Source organism: Nitrincola sp. (assembly GCF_048264025.1).
In the GTDB taxonomy this organism is placed as follows: Bacteria; Pseudomonadota; Gammaproteobacteria; order Pseudomonadales; family Balneatricaceae; genus Nitrincola.
The window spans coordinates 77,004-99,235 of record NZ_JBLXDN010000011.1 but is presented as its reverse complement, the minus strand read 5'-3'; the positions used below and the strand labels follow the sequence as shown (position 1 = coordinate 99,235).

General features: G+C 50.4%; 16 protein-coding genes. 9 read left to right on the top strand and 7 right to left on the bottom strand.

Annotated elements, in window-relative coordinates:
* Position 1 precedes the first annotated feature (1 nt).
* A complete protein-coding gene (locus ACN0R1_RS10350) occupies positions 2 to 1,924 on the bottom strand; it encodes an ATP-binding cassette domain-containing protein (protein ID WP_417582507.1) in 1,923 nt (640 codons plus the stop codon).
* 19 nt (positions 1,925 to 1,943) lie between these two features.
* Between ACN0R1_RS10350 and ACN0R1_RS10345 the strand changes: the two genes are divergently transcribed.
* Together ACN0R1_RS10345 and ACN0R1_RS10340 are read left to right on the top strand one after the other, a co-directional pair.
* Positions 1,944 to 2,450 (top strand): TIGR02444 family protein, encoded by a 507-nt coding sequence (locus ACN0R1_RS10345; protein ID WP_417582504.1) that lies wholly within the window; start codon positions 1,944 to 1,946, stop codon positions 2,448 to 2,450.
* Positions 2,451 to 2,567: 117 nt separating this feature from the next.
* On the top strand, positions 2,568 to 3,272 hold the full coding sequence (locus ACN0R1_RS10340; RefSeq protein ID WP_417582502.1) for an FKBP-type peptidyl-prolyl cis-trans isomerase: 705 nt from the start codon (positions 2,568 to 2,570) through the stop codon (positions 3,270 to 3,272).
* Positions 3,273 to 3,340: 68 nt separating this feature from the next.
* Here the strand turns inward: ACN0R1_RS10340 and ACN0R1_RS10335 are convergent, their stop codons facing one another.
* Both ACN0R1_RS10335 and rsd read right to left on the bottom strand, forming a co-directional pair.
* On the bottom strand, positions 3,341 to 4,318 hold the full coding sequence (locus ACN0R1_RS10335; RefSeq protein ID WP_417582500.1) for a WD40 repeat domain-containing protein: 978 nt from the start codon (positions 4,316 to 4,318) through the stop codon (positions 3,341 to 3,343).
* Entirely contained in the window at positions 4,315 to 4,791 is a 477-nt protein-coding gene (gene rsd, locus ACN0R1_RS10330) for a sigma D regulator (RefSeq protein WP_417582498.1), read from the bottom strand. The genes ACN0R1_RS10335 and rsd overlap by 4 nt, the downstream gene beginning before the upstream one ends.
* Positions 4,792 to 4,975: 184 nt before the next feature.
* Here rsd and ACN0R1_RS10325 point away from each other — a divergent pair, with 184 nt between their 5' ends.
* The gene (locus ACN0R1_RS10325; RefSeq protein ID WP_417582496.1) at positions 4,976 to 5,368 is read left to right on the top strand and encodes a flagellar basal body-associated FliL family protein; all 393 of its coding nucleotides are present in this window, start codon (positions 4,976 to 4,978) and stop codon (positions 5,366 to 5,368) included.
* An 18-nt stretch (positions 5,369 to 5,386) separates the two neighbouring features.
* On the opposite strand, the gene gshA is transcribed toward ACN0R1_RS10325, so the two are convergent.
* From gshA to pyk, 3 genes are all read right to left on the bottom strand, one after another.
* Positions 5,387 to 6,952, bottom strand: coding sequence for a glutamate--cysteine ligase (gene gshA, locus ACN0R1_RS10320; RefSeq protein WP_417582494.1), 1,566 nt, complete (start codon positions 6,950 to 6,952; stop codon positions 5,387 to 5,389).
* A gap of 92 nt (positions 6,953 to 7,044) precedes the next feature.
* A complete protein-coding gene (locus ACN0R1_RS10315) occupies positions 7,045 to 9,186 on the bottom strand; it encodes a Tex family protein (protein WP_417582492.1) in 2,142 nt (713 codons plus the stop codon).
* A 24-nt stretch (positions 9,187 to 9,210) separates the two neighbouring features.
* Complete coding sequence (gene pyk, locus ACN0R1_RS10310; protein ID WP_417582490.1) at positions 9,211 to 10,647, bottom strand: pyruvate kinase; 1,437 nt, start codon at positions 10,645 to 10,647, stop codon at positions 9,211 to 9,213.
* A 106-nt stretch (positions 10,648 to 10,753) separates the two neighbouring features.
* Between pyk and ACN0R1_RS10305 the strand changes: the two genes are divergently transcribed.
* Positions 10,754 to 13,021, top strand: coding sequence for an ATP-binding protein (locus ACN0R1_RS10305; protein ID WP_417582488.1), 2,268 nt, complete (start codon positions 10,754 to 10,756; stop codon positions 13,019 to 13,021).
* A 19-nt stretch (positions 13,022 to 13,040) separates the two neighbouring features.
* A complete protein-coding gene (locus ACN0R1_RS10300) occupies positions 13,041 to 14,408 on the top strand; it encodes a sigma-54-dependent transcriptional regulator (RefSeq protein ID WP_417582486.1) in 1,368 nt (455 codons plus the stop codon).
* Positions 14,409 to 14,456: 48 nt separating this feature from the next.
* On the opposite strand, the gene ACN0R1_RS10295 is transcribed toward ACN0R1_RS10300, so the two are convergent.
* A complete protein-coding gene (locus ACN0R1_RS10295) occupies positions 14,457 to 16,052 on the bottom strand; it encodes a methyl-accepting chemotaxis protein (RefSeq protein WP_417582484.1) in 1,596 nt (531 codons plus the stop codon).
* A 368-nt stretch (positions 16,053 to 16,420) separates the two neighbouring features.
* On the opposite strand from ACN0R1_RS10295, the gene ACN0R1_RS10290 reads away from it, so the two are divergent.
* The 4 genes from ACN0R1_RS10290 to ACN0R1_RS10275 all read left to right on the top strand — a co-directional run bounded on the left by ACN0R1_RS10290 (position 16,421) and on the right by ACN0R1_RS10275 (position 22,223).
* Positions 16,421 to 16,873: a universal stress protein gene (locus ACN0R1_RS10290; RefSeq protein WP_417582482.1), complete on the top strand. Its 453-nt coding sequence runs from the start codon at positions 16,421 to 16,423 to the stop codon at positions 16,871 to 16,873.
* 124 nt (positions 16,874 to 16,997) lie between these two features.
* Entirely contained in the window at positions 16,998 to 17,981 is a 984-nt protein-coding gene (locus ACN0R1_RS10285; protein ID WP_417582479.1) for a TAXI family TRAP transporter solute-binding subunit, read from the top strand.
* 82 nt (positions 17,982 to 18,063) lie between these two features.
* A complete protein-coding gene (locus tag ACN0R1_RS10280; RefSeq protein WP_417582477.1) occupies positions 18,064 to 20,229 on the top strand; it encodes a TRAP transporter permease in 2,166 nt (721 codons plus the stop codon).
* Positions 20,230 to 20,474: 245 nt separating this feature from the next.
* Positions 20,475 to 22,223: a ShlB/FhaC/HecB family hemolysin secretion/activation protein gene (locus tag ACN0R1_RS10275; RefSeq protein ID WP_417582475.1), complete on the top strand. Its 1,749-nt coding sequence runs from the start codon at positions 20,475 to 20,477 to the stop codon at positions 22,221 to 22,223.
* The last annotated feature ends 9 nt before the right edge of the window (positions 22,224 to 22,232 follow it).

Sequence of the window (22,232 nt, the reverse complement as noted above, 5' to 3'; positions counted from 1 at the left end):
ATTACTCAGTCTCCAGTTCGGCTTCTTTTTCTTCCAGTTTTTCCAGCAGCTCCAGCCATTGTAGCTCACTGATTTCCAGTGTTTGTTTGAGATCAGTCTGACGCTGCAACAGGCTTTTTAACTCATCCTTGCGTTCAGCTGTATAGATATCGGCATCCGCCAGCAGTGCTTCTGTACTGCTCAATTCCTTGCTAAGGCGTGCGACCTCTTGCTCCAGTGACTCTGTTTGTTTACGTAACGGACGAAGTGCCGCACGTTGTTCAGCCTGCAGGCGCTTGATTTCCTTGCGTTCGTTCGCACTGAGAGAGCGGGAATCTGTGGACCTGGCTGGGGTGTTGTCATTATTCTGTTGGCGACGATACTGCCCGAGCCACTCCTGATAGTCGTCCAAGTCGCCATCAAATACCTGAACCTTACCCTCCGCAACCAGCAGGAAGGAGTCCACCGTGTTGCGTAGCAGGTGGCGGTCATGAGACACCAGAATCAGGCTGCCCTCAAAGGTTTGCAGTGCCAGTGTTAATGCATGGCAGACTTCAAGGTCAAGGTGGTTAGTTGGCTCATCCAGTAGCAACAGGTTAGGTCGTTGCCAGCCGATCAGTGCCAAGGCTACGCGGGCTTTTTCTCCCCCGGAGAAACGTGAAACCGGTTCCAGTGCTTTGTCACCAACAAAGTCAAAGCTGCCGAGAAAATCTCGAATTGACTGATCGGTTGCCTTGGGAGATAAGCGCTGAATATGCAAAAAGGGTGATGCGTTAGGATCCAAAGCTTCCAGTTGGTGTTGGGCAAAATAGCCAATCTTGAGATGCTCACCGCCAACCAAGTGTCCGGAGATGGGCTGCAGATTGCCGGTCAGAGTTTTGATCAGGGTTGATTTGCCAGCCCCATTGGGCCCCAGCAAGCCGATACGCTCCCCGGGTGTTAGTGAAAGAGACAGTTTCTGTAGTACGGGTTGGCCAGCATACCCCATGACTACATCCTGAAGAGATAACAGCGGCGTTGAGGTTTTTTCGCTGTTTTTGAACACAAAGGTGAACGGGCTATCAATATGTGCTGGTGAAAGCTGCTCCATGCGTTCCAGTTCTTTCAAGCGGCTTTGCGCTTGTTTAGCTTTGGTTGCTTTGGCACGGAAGCGGCGCACAAAATTTTCAATCTGGCTGATGCGCTCCTGCTGCTTCTCGAAGGCGGCTTGTTGTTGTGATAACCGCTCTGACTTGGCACGCTCAAAGGCGGTGTAATTACCTTTGTATAGGGTTAGTTGTTGTGCTGACATGTGCACAGTATGAGCGATCACATTGTCGAGAAAGTCTCGGTCATGTGAAATCAGCAGCAGTGTGCCCTGATAGTTGGTTAGCCATTGCTCCAGCCAGAGTGTGGCATCCAGATCCAAGTGGTTAGTTGGCTCATCCAGCAGCAGGATATCTGAACGGCACATCAGTGCACGGGCCAGATTCAGACGGATCCGCCAACCCCCGGAAAAAGAAGAGACCGACTTGTCAGCGTCCTCAGGTTTGAATCCCAGGCCGTTAAGCAGTTGGTGAGCCCTCGCTTCGGCGCGATAGCCATCAATACTGTCAAGCTCAGCATGGAGTTCGCCGGCACGGCTCGGGTTGTGGCCCGCTTCAGCTTGTTGCAACTGTTGCTGAATGCGGCGTAGTTCCTGGTCACCGTCCAGCAGAAAGTCCAGAGCTCGACGATCACTCGCAGCGACCTCCTGAGCCATGTGTGACACAGTCGCGGAAGGCGGGATTTTCAGGTCGCCGGTATCGGCTTGCAACTGGCCAAGCAGCAGTTGGAACAGGCTGGATTTACCCACGCCGTTGCTGCCGATAATACCGACCTTCCAGCCATGATGCAGGGTCAGGTTGGCGTGATCGAGGAGCCGCGTTGTGCCGCGTTGTATGCTAAGGTTAGTCATCTGAATCATGGCGGGATTTTAGCATAAAATGCAGCTGGACAATCCACTCTGGCGCTATGCGCTTAAGGTTTATTCACACCCCTCAGTTGAGCGGTCCTGTCTGGCTGCGCAGGACCTGGGTTTACACGTCAATACGCTGCTGTTGTGTTGCTGGCTGGCAACGAGGGACGAGTATTATCAGTCTGAGCATTACGCCTCTGTTCTTACCCTATGGCGTGATCCTGTGCTAAGTCCATTGCGCCGGGTGCGCTATCAGGTTAGGGCGATGTGTCAGGAATACCCTGAGCTGGAGTCCTGTTATCAGCACTTGAAGCAAAGTGAGTTGGCGGCTGAGCAGGTGGATATTGCTTTGTTGTGGCAGTTATATCTGCTGCAACCCTCCCCAGTAGCCGTCGACTCTTCAGCAGAAAATGCGGCTAAAGCACTGGCACAGAAAAATATAGCCAACTACCTGAAAGCGGTTGAGATGGATTCAACCGCAACGGCAGTAGCTTGCAGTAATCAATTAGTGGATGCCGTAATAGAGCACAATTAGTAGTTGGTTGAGTGGTTTGGTCTGACACTGGTAAATTACTGAACTTTGACGTTAAATGTTCGACTAACAGTTACACTGTTAATGCCTAACAGCTTATACAAACGATAGGATGGGATTATGAAGAAAATTGCACTGGCAGTAATGATGGCCGGTAGCGTCAGTCTGGCGCAGGGGCTGCATGCGCAGACGCTGACAACAGATGAGCAGAAGTTAAGTTATAGTTTGGGTGTCATGATCGGTGAGAACATTCTGATTCAGGATTTTGAAACTCTGGATACTGAAGCTTTTCGTCAGGGTATTGATACAGTTTACGGTAATCAGGAATCCCTGATGACGCCTGAAGAAATCATGGCAACCATGCAGGCATTTCAGCAACAACAAATGCAAGCACAGCAGGCCGCTTTTGCTGAAATATCAGCAGAAAACCTAGAAAAAGGACAGGCTTTCCAGGCTGAAAATGCTAAGAAGTCTGGTGTTACCACGACTGAATCCGGGCTGCAGTATGAGCAGTTAGAAGCCGGTAGTGGTGCATCTCCGGCTGCAAGTGATGTGGTGAAAGTACACTATCGCGGTAACCTGATCGATGGTACTGAGTTTGATAGTTCCTATGCCCGTGGAGAGCCTGTGTCTTTCCCACTGAATGGTGTGATCGGTGGTTGGACCGAAGGCTTGCAGCTGATGAAAACCGGTGAAAAAGCACGACTGGTCATTCCTGCGGATCTGGCCTATGGTGCCAATGGTATGGGTAATGCTATAGGCCCGAATGAAACGCTGGTGTTTGAGGTTGAGCTAATTGAAGTTAACCCGGATATGAGTAACTAATTGGTTGTTCATCTTTGAGAAGACGCGCTCGGTCAGACTAACTCTCTGTCGGGCGCTTATTTGAATGGCTATCTCAGCTCATTCAGCAATCCATTTGATCCAACCGCAACTAGCCCTTCCCTATGGCTTGAAAAACCTACAGCATAGACACCTGTTTGTACCGGTCCCATGCTACCGCGTTGCACTACGCGCCAGCTGCGCAGATGATCACCGCTACTGACATCCCAAAGCATTACGCGTCCAGAGGCCGTGCCCGTTACGAGTTGACTGCCATCAGCTGAAAAGCGTGCAGAAAGGTGGCTTAGACGGCGGGTGAAGAAGGACTCATCACCACTGAGCGAGTGTACTTGCTCACCATTAGTGGTTCGCCACAGTCGTGCGCTGCTTAACGTCGCGGCACTGAAGGCAAGCTGGGCATCCGGGCTCAGCGCAACACGGTTAACAATATTGTCAAACGCGTGCTCAGTCAGCAGGGTTTCATTTTCCAGATCCCAGAAGCGCGCTATATAATCATCGGCACCGGTTAGGGCAAAGCGACCATCCTGGCTCAGAGCAACGCTGCGTACTCTGGCCGGGTGGCGAAGTGTACGACGGACACCGCCATTTTTAATATCAAAATAGACTGCCGTATGATTGGCCAGGCCTAACAGGGCAAAGTCACCATTAACTGACAGCGCTATGTCCAGAATCTCGCCAGGGCTGCTCCAGAACCACACAGGTTTACCATCACTGGTTTGCCATAACACCAGGTCTGTGGTGGTCGCGGTAGCAACAAAACCACCATCGGGTGAAAAAGCACTGGCGACCAGGTCAGAAAAGCCGCCTTCTACATGATTCCAGTCATACAGGCGCTCACGGTTAACCAGATCCCAAAGATGGCCACCGAGCTCAAAAGAACCGATCATGGCATAACGGCTATCTTCTGATAGTGAGGCGCTGTAAGCGCCACCTGCCGTAAGTGAAAAGCTGTTATCAGGTTGCTGAGCTGAGTCGCAGCCACTTAGTAGCAGGAGTAGCATCAGGGCAGCAACGCGAGGGGTTCTCATGCTGTTGCGTTTATCTGTTCTTTGTGGGCGTTGTGGAGAATTTCGATCAGTTGATCTTCGAGCTCAAAACGCTCTTCCAGCTTTTCACCCAGGCGCGACAGTTGTGTTGAAAAGTCCCGCAGATCACGCAGTGTCGGGCTATTGAAGCCGTGGATGGCATCATTGAAATCCAGAGCAACATCGGTGGAAGACTGAATCAAAGGCAGGAGTTTTTGAGCTTCAGCTACGCTGCCATCTTTAAAATCTTTGCCTTCATTTAGTAACTGCTCGTAAACTTCAAAGTGTCCGGATGAAATATAGTCGATCAGGTTAGAGCAAAACTCATCCAGCCGAGTGTTAAGCATCTCTCCTACCTCAGCATCGGGTAGATTGATGAAGCCACTGATGACTTGCTGACGTTGTTCCAGCCATTGGTCGATGATTTGACTGACACCACCCCAGCGCTCCTTGGCGTTGCGACATTTTTCCAACATGGCTAAAGTTCTCCTAATGACTCAATAAATGACTCGGCTTGTTAGTTGTCGGTCAACCGTAATAAACAACTCAGCGCTACGGCACCATAGTAATGCCAGAGATGGCACGCGGCAACCTGACAGTGACAAAACTATCAGATAAAATCAAAGCAACAGATGGCTGATTTTTCAACGGGAGACAAAGGTGGTAATTAAACGTGTGCTGTTAATGCTGGCGCTGGTGATTTTACCAGCAAGCCTGGTGCAGAGTGAGGAGTACCTCAACTACATTGAGCTGGAGTCCTTTGTGACCAATTTCGGGGAGGTGCCGTCTGGACCCTTGCGCTTTATGAAAGCGGATGTAACCTTGCATCTGGCTGATGGTGGAAGTCGCATTGATGTGGAAAAACACAAAGCGCAGATCCGCAATGATCTGATTTTCTTGTTTAAGCAGCAAAAAGAGCCAGACTTAGCTACCGTAGAAGCCCAGACGCTTCTGGCACAAAGGGCTTTGCGTACGGTACAGCAGGTGCTGGTTGATGAAACAGGTCACCCTCAAGTGGATGACCTGTTCTTTACCAGTCTGGTAATACAATAGTCAGCAAACAACTTCTGACTACTCGTTGTTGTAGCTTGCCAGGAACTCGTCAAAGCTGATGTTATCGGCCGCTTCGATACTGGCTTGCTCCAGCAATGATGTTTGAGCTTCGGATTTCAGGCGTGTCTTCAGCTCTGGTGCCAGCGGCTTTTGCATCAGGGTATCACGGTGCTGTTTGCTTAGATCCCGCACCCAATGATGATAGCTTCCGCCTGCCGCTTTCAGAGCATCTAAAACCTGGGCCGAAGGAGTCAGTTCGGGAGCATGGAGTTTTTCCCGTTGCAGCTCAACGGCAGCGGAATAGCGCTGGGTAGCATTGGCCTGATCTAATACCACTGCCGTACGGGCAACCTGATCAAGAATAGTCTCGCCCAGTTGTGTTCGGCTGATATCGCCTGTCGCCGTGAGCAGTGTGAGTCCAGGTTCGCGTCCTCGGTTGACGATACGTTGCTGGTTTTCGGAAATCATACTGCATTCGGCATCGCTCAGCTCGGTATCATTACACAGCAGGCAGGTCACCAGGAAGGCATCCATAAAGCTGGCTTGCTCGCCACTGATTCCGATGGGTAGCAACGGATTAATATCGGTATTTCGAACCTCGATATACTGCACACCCCGGCTCAGCAGGGCATGGATGGGTTTCTCGCCGGATTCAGTGACGCGTTTTGGACGGATGTCGCTGTAGTACTCATTCTCTATCTGCAAAATATTACTGTTTAGCTGGCGGTAAGTGCCATCCACTTTCACCCCGAGGCGCTCATAAGCCGGGTGTGAGGTGTGAATTGCCCGCTGCAGTGAGTCGGTGTAACTATCCAGACGGTTATAGCAGATGTTCAGGGATGACTGTATGCGGTTAGAGTAGCCCAAATCACTCATGCGTAACGAGGTTGCCCAGGGTTGATAAAGGGTATCCTCGGCCAGGCTTTCGAGATTGTGGGGTTGCTGCCCCATAAAGCTGCGGGTTAAGGCGGGTGATGCGCCAAAGAGGTAAAGCAATAACCAGCCGAAGCGGCGGAAGTTACGAATCATCCGAAAGTAGCTGGCTGAACGGAAATCGCTCATGTCGCCACTGTCGTTACAGATCGCCTGGTAGGCGGGCCAAAGTTGTTCGGGCAGGGAAAAGTTATAGTGAATGCCCGCGATAGTTTGCATCATTTTGCCATAGCGGTGCTGCAGACCCACGCGGTAGATATGTTTCAGGCGACCGATATTGGAGTCACCGTAAAAAGCGATGGGAATTTCATCTTCCCCCGAAATGTCGCAGGGCATACTTGCACACCAGATGAGTTCATCTTGCATGACTTCATAACTGAAGCGGTGCAGATCGCTCAAGTGGCTGAGCATTACATCGGTATCATGAAAGACCGGTGTAATGAATTCTACGAGCGCTTCCGAGTAGTCGGTGGTGATCTCACTGTGGGTCAGCGCCGATCCCAGACCTTTTGGATGAGCACTTTGTGCAATATGTCCCGTGGGAGTGACCCGCAAGCCCTCTTTTTCCAGACCGTGTTGAAGTTGTGTCAGTAGGCGGCTATTGCCATCACGTAACAGCTGGTTTAAATGATGATCGAGGGTAGCAGACAAAATTCGATTCCCTGTTTATTGTGATCTTTATGGCGGTAATTATAAACCAACCTATCCTGAATGGGGTTGCCAGAGACTCTGAACAAGGTGTGTCAGGAATTTTTTTTCATACTCAATGCAATACGTTTACGTTTGCTGTCGACTTCAAGCACACGGACCGACACGATTTGACCATTACTGACCAGACTGTGGGGGTCCTTAACATAGGTGTCTGACAGCTGTGAAATGTGCACCAGTCCGTCCTGATGTACACCCAGATCGACAAACGCGCCGAAGTTGGTGATGTTAGTGATAACGCCCTCCAATTGCATGCCAGGGAGCAGATCATCAATCGTCTGGACCCGGGTATCATATTCCACCGAGCGAAAGGCTGGGCGCGGATCACGTCCTGGTTTTTCCAGCTCACTCAACACATCTTTCAAGGTGTAGCTGCCATGTTGGCTAAGTGCTTCCGGTCGAGTTGCCTTGAGTTTGTCGGGCGCTTTCAGTAGCTGAGGTACAGAAAGGCCCCAGAGATCAGCTATGTCTCTGACTAGCGGGTAGGACTCAGGATGTACCGCCGAATTGTCCAGCGGCTCATTGCCATCGCGAATACGCAGAAACCCGGCGCATTGTTCAAAGGCCTTAGGACCGAGGCGAGGCACTTTCAGCAGTTGTTTGCGGTTGTTGAAACGTCCAAGCTGTTCGCGCTGATTGATCAGGTTGGCCGCCAATGTGCTGTTCAGTCCGGCGACTCTTTCCAGTAGCGGTTGTGATGCCGTATTCAGGTCGACACCAACATGGTTAACACAGTCCTCGACCACCGCATCCAGCTTGTTTGCCAGTGCTTTTTGATCAACATCATGCTGATACTGTCCTACCCCAATAGCCTGGGGGTCAATTTTAACCAGTTCAGCTAAGGGGTCCTGTAAGCGTCGTGCAATTGAGACTGCGCCTCGCAGCGTAACATCCAATTGTGGAAATTCCTGCGCGGCCAAGGCTGAGGCTGAGTAAACCGAGGCGCCAGCTTCACTGACCAGCATTGCCGATACGCTGGAGAATTCAGGTTGCTGTAGCAGCGGGAGTACCCAGGACAGGGTTTCGCGTGAGGCAGTGCCGTTGCCGATAGCAATCAGAGTAACCTGGTGTTTTTTTATCAGCTGGGCAAGTCGTTTGAGGGCAGCCTCATCCTGGCGTTGGGGTGGATGTGGATAGAGGGTGTCACATTCCAGCAACTGTCCAGTGGCATTGACTATGGCCGCTTTCACACCGGTGCGCAGCCCAGGGTCTAGTCCCAGGGTTACATGCGCACCCGCGGGTGCGGCCAGCAGCAGGTCGCGCAGATTGCGTGCAAAGACCTCGATTGCTGCAGTTTCTGCCTGGCTGCGCAGTTGCTTGATGAGTTCATTTTCCAGTAAGGGAGCAAGCTTTTGCTTCCAGCTTTGCTGCAGGGTTTGTAGCATCCAGGGCGAACAGTGCGGTGTTGAGAGGCGGTTGGCGCTGGCAATCTCCTGCACTGGACGCTCTTGTAATTCATCCGGTAGCTGCAGTTTGAAATTGAGTGCGCCTTCCTGCTTACCTCGCAGTATGGCCAGTGTTCTGTGTGAGGGCACTCTGGATAAGCGTTCAGCATAGTTGAAGTAGTCACGGTACTTGCTGTCCGGGTCTGTCTTGCCTTTGGCAACAGAGGCTTCCAGCAGACCCTGTTGCCAGAGTAACTGTCGTAAGCGTCCAATCAGATCGGGTTGTTCAGTCAGGGATTCCAGTAGTATATGGCGACAACCCTCAAGTGCTTCCTCAAGGGTCTTGATGCCTTTGGCTGGATTCACAAACTTAACGGCCAACGCTTCGGGCTGTTGTTCTGGACGTTGCAGCAACGAGAGGGCTAGTGGTTCCAGTCCAGCTTCAAGTGCTTCTTGTGCCTTATTACGCCGCTTGGGCTTAAAAGGCAGGTAAAGATCTTCCAGTCGAGCCTTACTGTCGGCCTGTTGTAGCGCGCGCTCCAGCTCCGGTGTTAAGCGCTGCTGACTACGAATTTGCTCCAAGATGATAGTGCGCCGTTGTTCCAGCGCGGTACAGTATTCCAGTTGCTCGGCCAGATTTCTGAGCTGGGTGTCATCCAGCCCTCCCGTCGCTTCCTTGCGGTAACGGGCGATGAAGGGGATGGTTGCCCCTTCATCGATGAGTTTCAGCGTCGCGCTGATCTGGGGTGCCGGGATATTCAGACGTGTGGCAAGTTGTTCAGTCAGGTTCATTGCGTAGGGCTGCTTCCGGAGTGGTTACTGTACTTGCAGAATCTGCAGTTGATTGGTCTGGCCATGAGAACCGATTTCACTACCGCGCGTCAGCAGTATGAGGTCACCGCGTTGAATGCGACCATCGGCCAGCAGTCCAGCGATAATGGCTTCGTTAATACGGCTCTCATCTATGGCGGTGGCATCAAAGAAAATGGGCATTACACCACGGTACAAGGCCATGCGTCTCAGCGTACGACTGTTGCGTGTTAACGCATAGATAGGAAGTCCTGAACGGATACGGGACATCCACAGAGGTGTTGACCCCGACTCTGTTAAACAAATAATCGCTGCAACACCCTTGAGCCCATTAGCTGTGTACATGGCTGAGCGGGCAATAGCTTGGTCGATACGTTCACAAGGTGAATTGCTTGCGGTAGGCGGCGGGCCTGATAAAAGGTGTTTTTCGGCACCTTGGCAAATGCGCGTCATGGCTTCAACCACTTCAACCGGGTATTGTCCCGCTGCAGTTTCTGCAGACAGCATTACTGCATCGGTACCATCCAGTATGGCATTGGCTACATCGAATACTTCGGCACGGGTTGGCATAGGGCTGGAAATCATGGTTTCCATCATCTGTGTGGCGGTAATCACCACGCGGTCCAGTTCGCGTGCTCGGCGGATCAAGTGTTTCTGTACACCAATAAGTTCAGCATCACCTATCTCTACGCCCAGATCTCCGCGGGCTACCATCACACCATCCGATGCTAGGATAATCTCATCCAGTGCTTCTGGGGTGGCAACGGCTTCTGCACGCTCAACCTTGGCAATGATTTCAGCATTACTACCACTGGCATCCAGTAGGCGGCGGGCTTCGTGTAGGTCATTGGCATTGCGTGGAAAGGACACAGCGACATAATCAAAGTCCAGTTCAGCGGCAATGCGAATATCAAAACGATCCTTGTCCGTCAGTGCGGCTGCAGACAGGCCGCCACCCAGGCGGTTTATACCTTTGTTGTTCGAGAGGGTGCCGCCGATGGTGACTTCGGTATGAATGCGGCTGGCATCAATGTGTAATACACGCAGCTGTAGTCGACCATCATCGAGCAGAAGAATATCTCCCTCACGGCAGTCATCCGGAAGGGCTTTGTAATCTATACCGACCGCTTGTTGATTGCCCGCAGTAGGATCCATCGCCGCATCGAGTATAAAAGCGTCGCCCAGTGTCAGCGTGATTTGTTTGTTTTCAAAGCGAGCAATACGAATTTTCGGTCCTTGGAGGTCACCAAGAAGGGCAACCGGAATGCCTGTTTTGCGAGAGGCTTCCCGCACCTGCTCCACGCGCTGACGGTGTTCAGCTGTGCTACCATGTGAAAAATTCAACCTGAACATGTTTACGCCAGCTTTGAGTAATTTCTCGGGCATGCCATCTGGATCGGTAGAGGGGCCGAGTGTTGCGACAATTTTTGTGCGTTTCAACATGGATCACTCCGGTTCGGTTTAGGTTTTCTAGTATACTTTATGCTTACAGTATATCGTCTGCACGCGGCTGAACCTATGCTGCAAGGACAGTAAATCCGGAAGATTCATGAATTCAATGTCACAACCAGCAAAAACCGGCAAGGCCGTGCGTCTGCTTATCCTTCTGAGTGTGCTGGCACTGTTTGTGGTGCTGATGCTGCAAACAGCGGCTATCAGCCGTAATCAGGCTGTTAATGAGCTGCAGCAGAAGACCGAGGCAGACCTTAATCGCTATATCATCACTGTGCAGCAAAAGTTGGACCGCTTTAATGATCTGCCCAAGTTGCTATCCACTAATCCGGATCTACTGAGTGTCTTGCCTCAGGCTGCCAGTGATGAAGATAATCAGCGCCTCAACCGCTTTCTGGAAGAGGTCAATAGCATTATCGGCGCATCAGATACCTATATGATGAACCGCCAGGGCATTACTGTTGCGGCCAGTAACTGGAACCTTGAGCGCTCCTTTATAGGTGGGAACTTCAGCTTCAGGCCTTATTTCAATCAAGCCATGGCCGGCGGCTCTGGCAGTTATTTTGCGCTAGGCACAACCTCGCATCAGCGCGGCTATTTCTTCAGTTATCCGGTGTATCGCGGTGATGAAGTGGCGGGTGTCATCGTTGTTAAGATCGATTTGAATGACGTTGAGGACCAGTGGAACGATCCGTTGCAGGATATTCTGGTTACAGATAGTGATGATGTGGTGTTTATTTCTACACGCCCTGAATGGAAGTTTCGTACCCTGACACCACTGGCACCACATGATCAGCGTCGGGTGAAGGAGAGTTTACGTTATGGCAATAATTCTCTGATTCCACTCGACATAAGTCGTCGACAGCCTTTAACCGATAATGCTGAAATGATTACCCTGCAGTCTCAGCAGTCGGATACCTCTGCAGATAGTGATTCCCGACAGGTGCAAGACTATCTGTTACTGACTCAGTCTCTGGCTGATGCAGGCTTGAATGTGTCGATGTTGGCCAGTATGAAAGTGGTGGATCAGAAGGTCATCACCGCCATGGTGCAGGTAGCTTTTGTCTATATTGCGCTGATATTGCTGTTTTTGGTGTTAAGAGTGCGTTATCGCCTGACATCACAGCAACAGGAGTTTCGTCAACGCGAGCATACGGCGCTTGAGGAAAGTGAGGCTAGAATACGCGCTATTATTGATCATACTCATGCAGGACTGATTACGCTGGATGAGGCAGGGGCTGTCCGTTATATAAACCCAACAGCTGAAAAGCTGTTTGGGTGGTCTGCTGATGAGATACGAGGTCAGTACCTGAATCCACTGTTTTCTGATACGGCGCGAATTATTTGCTGGCGCTACATCATGGATGAAACTACCGATACAGCGGAGTTAACTACAGAAGTTGGGGCATTGGGGCAGGATCAGCAGGTATTTCCGGTTGAGTTAACCATCGGGCGTATGTCCGTTGCTGGTGAAAAGTTGTTTATGTTGACGATTCACGACATTACCGAGCGTAAGCTTTATGAACAGAAACTCAGGGATGCGACCGAAGCGCTGGAATACAGAGTTGAAGAGCGTACTAAGGATTTGGTACAGACGAATGCACGGCTGGTTGAGGAAATGACCCAGCATCGTAACACTCAGAATGAGTTGATACAGACAGCCAAACTGGCGGTGCTGGGTCAGTTATCGGCAGGTATTAATCATGAGTTGAATCAGCCGCTCACCGCGATTCGTAACTATGCCGATAATGCCAAGGCCTTTTTGAAAGCCGGCCGTTTGGAACCTGTTGCCAACAACCTGCAGGAAATCGGTGGATTGACTGAGCGTATGGCGAAAATTATTCATCCGCTCAAAGAGTTTTCCCGCAAGAGTACCAACTGTGTTGAACCGGTTTCACTGCAACAGATACGCGATGGTGTTATGTCAGTCATGTATGGTCGTTTCGAGAAGGAAAATGTGACCGTTATGTGGCCTGATGCAGTCGGTGAAACTTGGATCATGGCTGACCGCTTGCGTCTCGAACAGGTATTCGTCAATCTGTTGACCAATGCGCTACAGGCTATTTCCGGACAATCGGTCAAAGAAATCCGGATTAGCGTTGAAAGAGTGAAGGATCGAACTGAAATTCGGGTGTTGGATAACGGGCCAGGTGTACGAGATCCTGAACGCGTATTCGAGCCCTTTTATACCACTAAAAGTTCTGGGCAAGGTATTGGGCTGGGTTTGCCCATTTCACAGCGTATTATTGAATCATTTTACGGTGAATTGCGTGTTCGAAACCATCAAACTGCCGGTGCTGAGTTTCTGATTCGCTTGCCGACGGCAATAGAGAAAGCCGCTGTTGACGGGCTGGCGTTGGATTAATATTTAATTGAGAGAGTCTATGACCGAAGATCAAAGCGCTAGCCCGGTATTGTTGATAGATGACGAAAAGCATATCCGTCTGGCCGCCGGGCAAACCCTGGAGCTTGCTGGTTATGCTGTGACATTGATGGAGAGCGCCGAGGGCGTGATGCCGGTTATGGATGAAAACTGGCCGGGTGTTGTGATTACTGACATCAATATGCCCGGTATGGATGGTCTTGAGCTGATGCAAGCCATTCATGCCAAGGACCCGGATCTACCCGTTATATTGATCACCGGACATGGCGATATCTCCATGGCTGTTAATGCTATACGCCAGGGAGCTTATGATTTTATTGAAAAGCCTTTTGCATCGGAGTTCCTTCTGGATGTAGTCCGGCGTGCCCTGGATAAACGCCGTTTGACTTTGGAAAACAGGCAGTTGCGTATTGAGCTTGAAGCACAAAGCGCACCCGGACCCAAAATCATTGGTAAGTCACAGCAGATCCAGCAGTTGCGGCGCTTATTGGCTGCGATTGCTGATACTGCAGCCGATATTCTGGTGATGGCAGAAACCGGGTGTGGTAAGGACTTGTTGGCGCGGTTTATTCATGAGCACAGTCAGCGCCGGGATAAAAACTTTGTTGCCATTAACTGTGGTGCGGTGCCGGAAGCGCTGATTGAAAGTGAGCTGTTCGGGCATGAAGCCGGTGCTTTTACTGATGCCAGAAATAAGCGTATCGGCAAGTTTGAATACGCTAACGGTGGCACCTTGTTTCTGGACGAAATCGAAAGTATGCCTGTCGCACTGCAGATTCGGTTGTTGCGTGTGTTGGAAGAGCGCAGTATTGAACGCCTGGGCTCTAATCAGACCATCGATTTGAATCTTCGTGTAATCGCTGCCACTAAGGTGGACCTGCTGGATTTGTGTGAACGCGGTGGCTTTCGTGAAGATCTGTATTACCGTCTGAATGTCTTGCGTGTGGATATCCCCCCATTACGCGAGCGACGTGAAGACATTCCGTTGCTGTTCCAGCATTTTGCCCTGGTAGCGTCTAATCAGTACGGACGTGAAGTTATGCCTCTGCCAGCTGAGCGTATGCATAGTCTGATGTTGCACGACTGGCCTGGAAATGTTCGTGAGCTGCGTAATCTGGCTGAGCGCTACATACTCTTGGGGGAGAGCTGTACCTTTGACTTTGATAACCGACCGATCACACTGGATTTGCCGGGGCTCGAAATGACACTGCCTGAGCAAGTAGAGCGATTTGAAAAAATGCTGATCCATACGGAGTTGGGGCGACATGGTGGTTCCATCAAGGATACTCTGGAGTCTCTAGGGCTGCCGCGCAAAACCCTGTATGACAAAATGCGTAAGTATGGATTAGATAAAAGCCACTATAAATAAAACAGGCCGGTTAAACCGGCCTGCTGTGTATTTCAGTTTCAGGAAGGCTCAGAGTTTGAAGCGGGAAAGCATGCTTTCCAGTTCTTGGGCCAGGCTGGTCAGTTCAGTTGATACCTGGCTCAGGTGGCGTGCATGTTCTGAACTGTCTTCCGAACTGTCGTTTATGGCCAGAATGTTACGTTCAATACTACTGGCCATCTCACTCTGCTCACGCACAGCGCCAGCGACTTCGTGGTTCATGTCGTTGATGCGGCGGATTTCTCCAGCGATGGTGTTGAGTGCGTTCGATGTGTTCTGTACCTGTTCAACACCCAGTCCAGCGCTGGTGAGCGATGTTTGCATCACCTGCACAGCATTTTTGGCATCCAACTGCAGACCATCAATGATTTTGTTGATCTCTTCGGTTGAGGCCTGCGTGCGACTTGCCAGCGTTCTGACTTCATCGGCAACCACGGCAAACCCTCGTCCTTGTTCTCCAGCTCGTGCCGCTTCTATGGCAGCGTTTAGTGCCAAAAGGTTGGTTTGTTCGGCAATATTCTTAATAACTTCCAGTACTGTGCCAACATTTTGAGCCTGGTCATCAAGTTTTTGAATAACATTGGTTGCTTCATCAATGTTATGTCGCAGTGTTTCGATGGCCTTGATCGCCTGGGCTGTGATACGGGTGCCCTCATCGCTTTCGCGCAATGCCAGGTCTGACGCTTCTACCGTTTGGGTGGAGCTGCTGGAGACGCTGCGAGTAGAGGCTTCCATCTGTTCAATGGCTGAAGCTACTGAACGAGTCTGGTCCTGTTGGTGTAGAACGGCTTGGGTAGTTTGGTTGGCAATATCAATAATGCGGCCACTAGAGCCAGACAGTTTCAGTACAGTGCTGCTAACCTGTTTCAAACTCTTGTGCATATTGTCCAGCAATGAATTCATTGCGCCAGACATTTTGCCGATTTCGTCATCAGAGTTGACACTGACACGCAGGCTGAAATTATGCTCTTTCTCTATTTCATGAAGCGTACCAGCAAACTGGTTGATCGGACGGATTACAACACGGTTCAGTATGTAGCCTATCACCAGAATACCGACAATGAACAAAGCCAGTTCCACTAGGGCCACATTGATCATATTGGCGCGAATGGTTTGGTTCATGTTATCCAGAGAGTAGGTTACACGGACGGCACCAATCACTGTTCCTTCCGGGTGCTGGTGACACAGCATGCAGTTGGTGCCTTTGTAATCGGGAACAGCTTTCATTGGCACGATAACGGTCAAGCGGTGGCCAGTACTGTCACGCACTTCTTCCATAACGCGTTCACCGCGCATCGCACGTCTGTCCAGATCATCAACTATCACTGAATCATCAGAGCCGGGGCCATAAACCGAATTCAGTTCGGGGCTGCGTACAATACGAGCTTCCGTGATGGATTCATTGCTTAGAATGCGTTGTTGCAGCTCTTTGCGAATGCCCATGGCTCCACTCAGCATCAGAATGTTGATGCTGTCGAAGTAAGAGTCAGCCGTATCAAGGGTAGTGGTTCTGGCGACATCGGCGACAAGTGATGTTTCGCTGCGGTAGATAACCGTCAGCGAACTGAAGAGTACCACCATGAAAACAATCAATAGTGAGACGTTAACTTTGGTTTTGATTGACATGTAAATACGGCCCGTATTAAACGTTTATCATTGTAATTCTAACGTATTTTAGTTACGTCTACCAAGAATACCCGAAAGATGCACTGCTGTAACCTTTGTTTAATTAAACAGAGGTTTAGCGCTTCAATCTGAAAGTGGCGGATTTTCACCCTTCGATTTTTTATCATGGGTGAATGTCCACACAAAGATTTCAGATATTAGACTGGTTTCATTAAAATAACTATGTTTATCAATGTTGTAATGAATGTGGCATGAATTATGCTTTTTAGTTATGCTGAAAGCCGACTGGCAACTGGCGTAAATGTGACTAGAGTTAAAGTTTGAATGTCAGTGTCGTGGGTTTAATTGAAATGGAACGGGTGGAATGAATGGCGAATTATAAAACGCTTCTGTTTGCGACAGATTTTTCTGAAGGTGCTGAAAAAGCGGTAGATCATGCACGTACGCTTGCCCTGCTTACGGGCGCTAGATTGCATCTACTGCATATCATTACCGAGCTTTCAGATAAGCGTCGTAAGCGTGTCCCCGCGGATGTGATCGATACTTTTATCCGAGAAGTTACCAGGCATGCCCATGAGGATATGCAATCTTTCTGTGACCAGCATTTTGCAGATGCGCAAGCTCAGGGTTTTGAGTTAACCCATAATGTGATCACTGGTACTGGCTATGAAGATATCATCGATGAAGCGATCAGCATCAAGGCTGATCTCATTATTATGGGTACGCATGGCAGAACGGGTATAGAAAAAGTGCTGGTAGGTTCTACAGCAGAGCGGGTAGTGCGCAATTCCACCATCCCGGTATTAACAGTCAGAACCTGATCCGCGAATCCTTTCGCAGGGTGCGTTCATCAGGTAGACCAGAAATATGGGCAACTGACAGGGTTGCTCAAGATAAGTGCAAACTAAAATGACAACAAGCAATACAATCAGGAGAAATACAATAATGACTATTTTATCCAAAAAATCCCTCATTGCCGGTTGCCTTGGCGCTGTTATGGCGACAGGTGTGGCTTTTGCAGAAGATCGTAGTGACTGGCCGAACAGCATAACTGTCGGTACCGCCAGTCAGGGCGGCACTTACTATATCTATGGTGCTGGTTGGGCCAACATGGTCGGTGAAGCTTTAGGCATTTCTGCCGGTGCAGAAGTTACCGGTGGTCCAGTTCAGAACGCGACATTGGTACAAATGGGTGAGCATGCTTTTGGTATGGTGACTACAGGGCCACTGGTTGAAGCGCTTGCTGGTAACAGTGCATTGGCGCCGGGTATGTCACACGAAGATGTTCGTGCCGTGTTCCCAATGTATCAGACCACCTTACAGATCATTTCACTGAAGAGCTCTGGTATTGAATCCGTTGCAGATCTGGATGGTAAAACAGTGGGTGTAGGCCCTGCCGGTGGTACGGCTGATTTGTATCATCCGCAGCTGTTTGAACGACTGGGTCTGAATGTTACAACCCGTAATGGCGGTGCCTCTGATCAGGCGGGTCAGTTGCAGGATGGCTTGATCGATGCTTTTGCTTTTGCGGCCGGTATGCCTATTTCAGCATTCAACCAGTTGGAAGCTCAGGTGGATGTGAACATCTTCTCCTACTCTCCAGAAAATATCGAACTGATTGCTGCTGATTACCCTGAACTGAGCGCAGGTGTTATTCCGGCGTCAGTCTATTCGTCAATGGATGAAGACAAGTCTGCTTTGTCACTGTGGAACTTTGCCATCACCCACAAAGATATGCCTGAATCTCTGGTTTATGGTGTAACCAAAACTGTGATGGAAAATAATGAGCGGATGATGCAGATTCACGGCGCCGCGAGTGAAACAATTCCTGAAAACTACAAGTACAACACCATCGTGCCATGGCATGCTGGTGCGGTTCGTTGGTTTGAAGAGAATGGCTACGACATTCCGGCAGATATGAAAGACTGATAGTCAGTTTCCGGAATGGTTTGCTCAGGGCCGGTTGTCAGCCGAGCCCTGTTTTCTATGCCTTAATGTAGGTCTTCATAACATGACAGATAAAACTCCGGCATCTGCAGATGCTGCAGCTGAAAAAATCGGCGCTGAAGGCGTAGCCGATGTCCCTCTGGGTCATAATGAGCGGGATTTAAGTGGTGTAGTGGGTAAGCTAATCTTTTTTACCTGTGTCTTTTATACACTGCTGCACCTTTACGCACTTAATATTTCTCCGATCGAGACCTGGGCATTCCGTATTATTCACGTAGCAGGTGGCTTGGTGGTAGGCTTTGCACTAATTGCAGCCTACACGCTTGATCGACATAAAAAACCGGTTCCTTTATCACTTTTGCAGCGTACCGTCATGGTGCCTGTTTCGCTGGCGGTACTGCTGTCTGCTGCTGGAATAGCCTATGCCTGGTTAAGCCGTGAATTTTTGGGTCAGGCGGCGCCGCCCAGTTGGCTATTGCCCCAAATCGCCTGGTTATTGGCCATAGGAACGACCGCGGCTGTGGTTTCTGGCTGGGTATGGAAATCTGCCGATAATGAGCGCATTCACTGGGCCGATTGGGCGTTGATGCTGGCCTCCATTGTGGTCGCGGCCTATTTACTGTTTGTGATAAACCGCTGGCGCATGGCAGCCGGTACGCCGATGGTGGGGCAAACCGAATTCTTGGTAGCTCTAGCCGGTGTCTTCCTGATTATGGAGCTGACGCGTCGTGTGGCGGGTCTGGCGCTCATCATCATTACGGCTGTGTTTTTGGCATATGCCTTTGCTGGGCCTTTCTTGCCAGGAATCCTTGAACATCGCGGCTATTCAGTACAGCGTTTCTTTACCTATATTTACACCGATAATGGTATTCTGGGACCAACGACAGCAGTTTCCTCTACCTATATCATTCTGTTTATCACCTTTGCCGCTTTCCTGCAGGCCTCGCGTGTAGGTGACTACTTCGTAAACTTTGCCTTTGCGGCCGCCGGTCGTGCCCGTGGTGGTCCTGCCAAAGTGGCAGTGTTTGCATCCGGTTTGATGGGGATGATCAACGGCACTTCAGCAGGTAACGTGGTAGCTACAGGTAGTTTAACTATCCCATTGATGAAAAAAGTGGGTTACCACCCACGTAGTGCTGCAGGTATTGAAGCGGCTGCTTCTACCGGTGGACAAATCGTACCGCCGATCATGGGGGCTGGTGCCTTCATCATGGCCGAAGTGACCGGTATCCCTTATACCGAAATCGCCATAGCCGCCTTGATTCCGGCCGCACTCTACTTCCTGTCTATCTATTTCATGGTTGATCTGGAAGCACGTCGTGAAGGCATGTCTGGGCTGACTAAAGAACAGTTGCCGGTATTCAAGGAAATGATCAAACAGGTCTACCTGTTTCTGCCGATCATTATTCTGGTATCGACCCTGTTTATGGGCTACTCCGTTATTCGTGCCGGTACTTTGGCAATGGCGAGTGCAGCGGTGGTGTCCTGGTTTACGCCCTATCGCATGGGGCCTAAAGCCTTACTAGAGGCCCTGTCATTGGGTGCTCGAATGGCTATCCCGTTGATCGCGGTGTGTGCCTGCGCCGGTATTATCGTTGGTGTAATCAGTTTAACCGGTGTGGGTGCTCGTTTTGCATCCATGTTGCTGAACATCGCTGATGCCAGCCATCTGTTAGCACTATTCTTTGCCATGTGTATCAGCATTCTGCTGGGTATGGGTATGCCAACAACGGCGGCCTATGCGGTGGCAGCTTCTGTAGTGGCACCCGGTCTGCAGCAGATCGGTATACCACCCTTGGTAGCGCACTTCTTCGTGTTCTACTACGCCGTTCTGTCAGCAATTACGCCGCCAGTGGCACTGGCAGGTTATGCTGCTGCAGCCATTTCCGGTACTGATCCGTTGAAAACGGCGATGACATCCTTCAAGTTTGGTTTGGCCGCCTTTATTGTGCCATTCATGTTCTTCTACAGCCCTGCGCTGTTGATGGATGGAACTTGGGGTGAAATACTCGGAGTCTTTATCACCGCCAGTATCGGCATCTACCTGTTAGCCGCATCTATTCAGGGTTGGTTCCTGAATGGGCGTGTTAATCTGGTACAGCGTTGCATATTGCTGGTGGCAGCACTGGCCATGATAGCGGGTGGTTTGATGACAGATGTGGTCGGACTGGGTCTGAGTGCATTGGTGTTGGTATGGCAGTTAGCCGTCCGCAACAAGGCTGCTGCCTGATAGTATCTGGTAGATTTTAAACAAGGGCGCCTATATTAGGCGCCTTTTTTTTGGCATGTGGTTATCAGTCGTGATCGTATGGCCCCGCAAGGAGGTCTAGGCTTCAGTCATATCTAGTTGAATCTGCATAATAAATATCTATTGATACAGGTCAATTATTTGGTTGGTTTTTAATGATTTAAGTGTTCTTCAGGGTTGCAACTCCGTAATATTTAAACTTCATTAGATATGAAGCATTAGGGACGATGGCTTACATTCATTTTTTTCGCCGTATTTTCGCTACCAACATTGTTTGTTTTGGGATTTGTTTTGCAGTTTCTGCGACAGCACAAACTTCTTTCGATCCTGAAAGCGAATCGCTACGCCAGTTTCGGCAAGAGCAAGATCGCCAAGACCTTCAGCGCAGGCAACTTCAGCCGCAACCGGATGTACGGCTGCCATTGCTGAGCGACACCCAGGTCTCTGTTGTACTTCCAGAAGCTGAGTCGCCCTGTTTTGAAATTCACAACATCAGCTTTACAGTCACTGACGCAGGCCAACAAAACTGGGATTGGCTCGCTCAGCATATTCAACTGTCTGAAGATACTCATCCCGTATTGGGTCGCTGTTTGGGCGCGCAGGGTATAGGCGCCATCATGGCCCGTTTGCAGCAAGCGGTGGTGCAGCAGGGTTGGACGACCACGCGTATCATTGCTCCGCCTCAAGATCTATCTCAAGGAGTTTTGCAGTTTGAAATTCTAGAAGGTGTCGTGCGTGAAATTCGCTTTGCTGACGGGCATGGTAAGCGTGCTACCCGCTTCAATACCTTGCCCTTGCGAGAAGGTGATCTCCTGAACCTGCGTGATCTGGAGCAAGGTTTAGAAAACTTTAAGCGTGTGCCAACAGTGGCTGCGGACATTTCCATTGAACCAGGTGCGCAGCCAGGCGAAAGTGATCTGCTGATTCGCCATACCCAAATGTTCCCTTTCAGAGTGCATGCCTCGGTAGATGACTCGGGAAGTTCTACAACCGGTAAGTACCAAGGTTCGCTCACACTCAGCTATGACAACTGGTGGACGCTGAGTGATTTGTTCTACATCACCTGGCAGTCTGAACTTGGTGGCAAAGATGCCGGAGAAAGAGGCAATACGGGGCATAGCCTGCATTATTCAGTGCCATGGGGATACAACTTGTTGTCGCTGAATAGCTCTAGCAGCAAATACAACCAAACGGTGGCTGGAGCCTTTCAGGAGTATGTGTATTCGGGACGAAATGAGCTGCATGATGTGCAGCTATCGCGCATAGTTCAGCGCGACCAAGCGGGTAAAACCACCGCCGCTGTTCGCGCGTTTCACCGCCGTTCACATAACTACATTGATGACACTGAAATTGAAGTTCAACGGCGAGCAGTCTCTGGGATTGATATAAGCCTGGGCCATCGCCGCAGCTTGGGACAAGGGCGATGGGAGGCGACGCTCACGCATCGACAAGGAATCAATGCCTGGGGATCCTTGTCAGCCCCGGAAGAGGCCTTTGGTGAAGGCACTGCACGCATGCGTCTGTGGTTACTTGATGCCAGTTTTAGCACTCCATTTCATCTGGGCAGTCAGCCCTGGAACTACCATGGCCGTTTGCGAGCGCAAAGGCACCAAACTCGGCTCACACCTCAAGACCGGTTTTCAATTGGTGGGCGCTACACCGTGCGAGGGTTTGATGGTGACAGCGTGCTCAGTGCCGAAAGCGGTATATTCCTGCGCAACGAGGTTTCCACCCAACTGGGATTCAGCCCCTATAGCGTTTATTTGGGCCTGGACCTGGGGCGTGTGAGCGGGCCTTCAGTAGAACATCTGGTAGGGCGTCAATTGACCGGAGCTGTGGTGGGATTACGCTCCTACTGGAAAACTGGCCGCGTGCAAAGCAACTTGGACCTATTTGTAGGCCAGCCGATCACCAAGCCCGATGGGTTCAGAACGGCCAGCTCGGTCTTTGGATTTAGTTTGAATACACAATTTTAAAGGATTAAG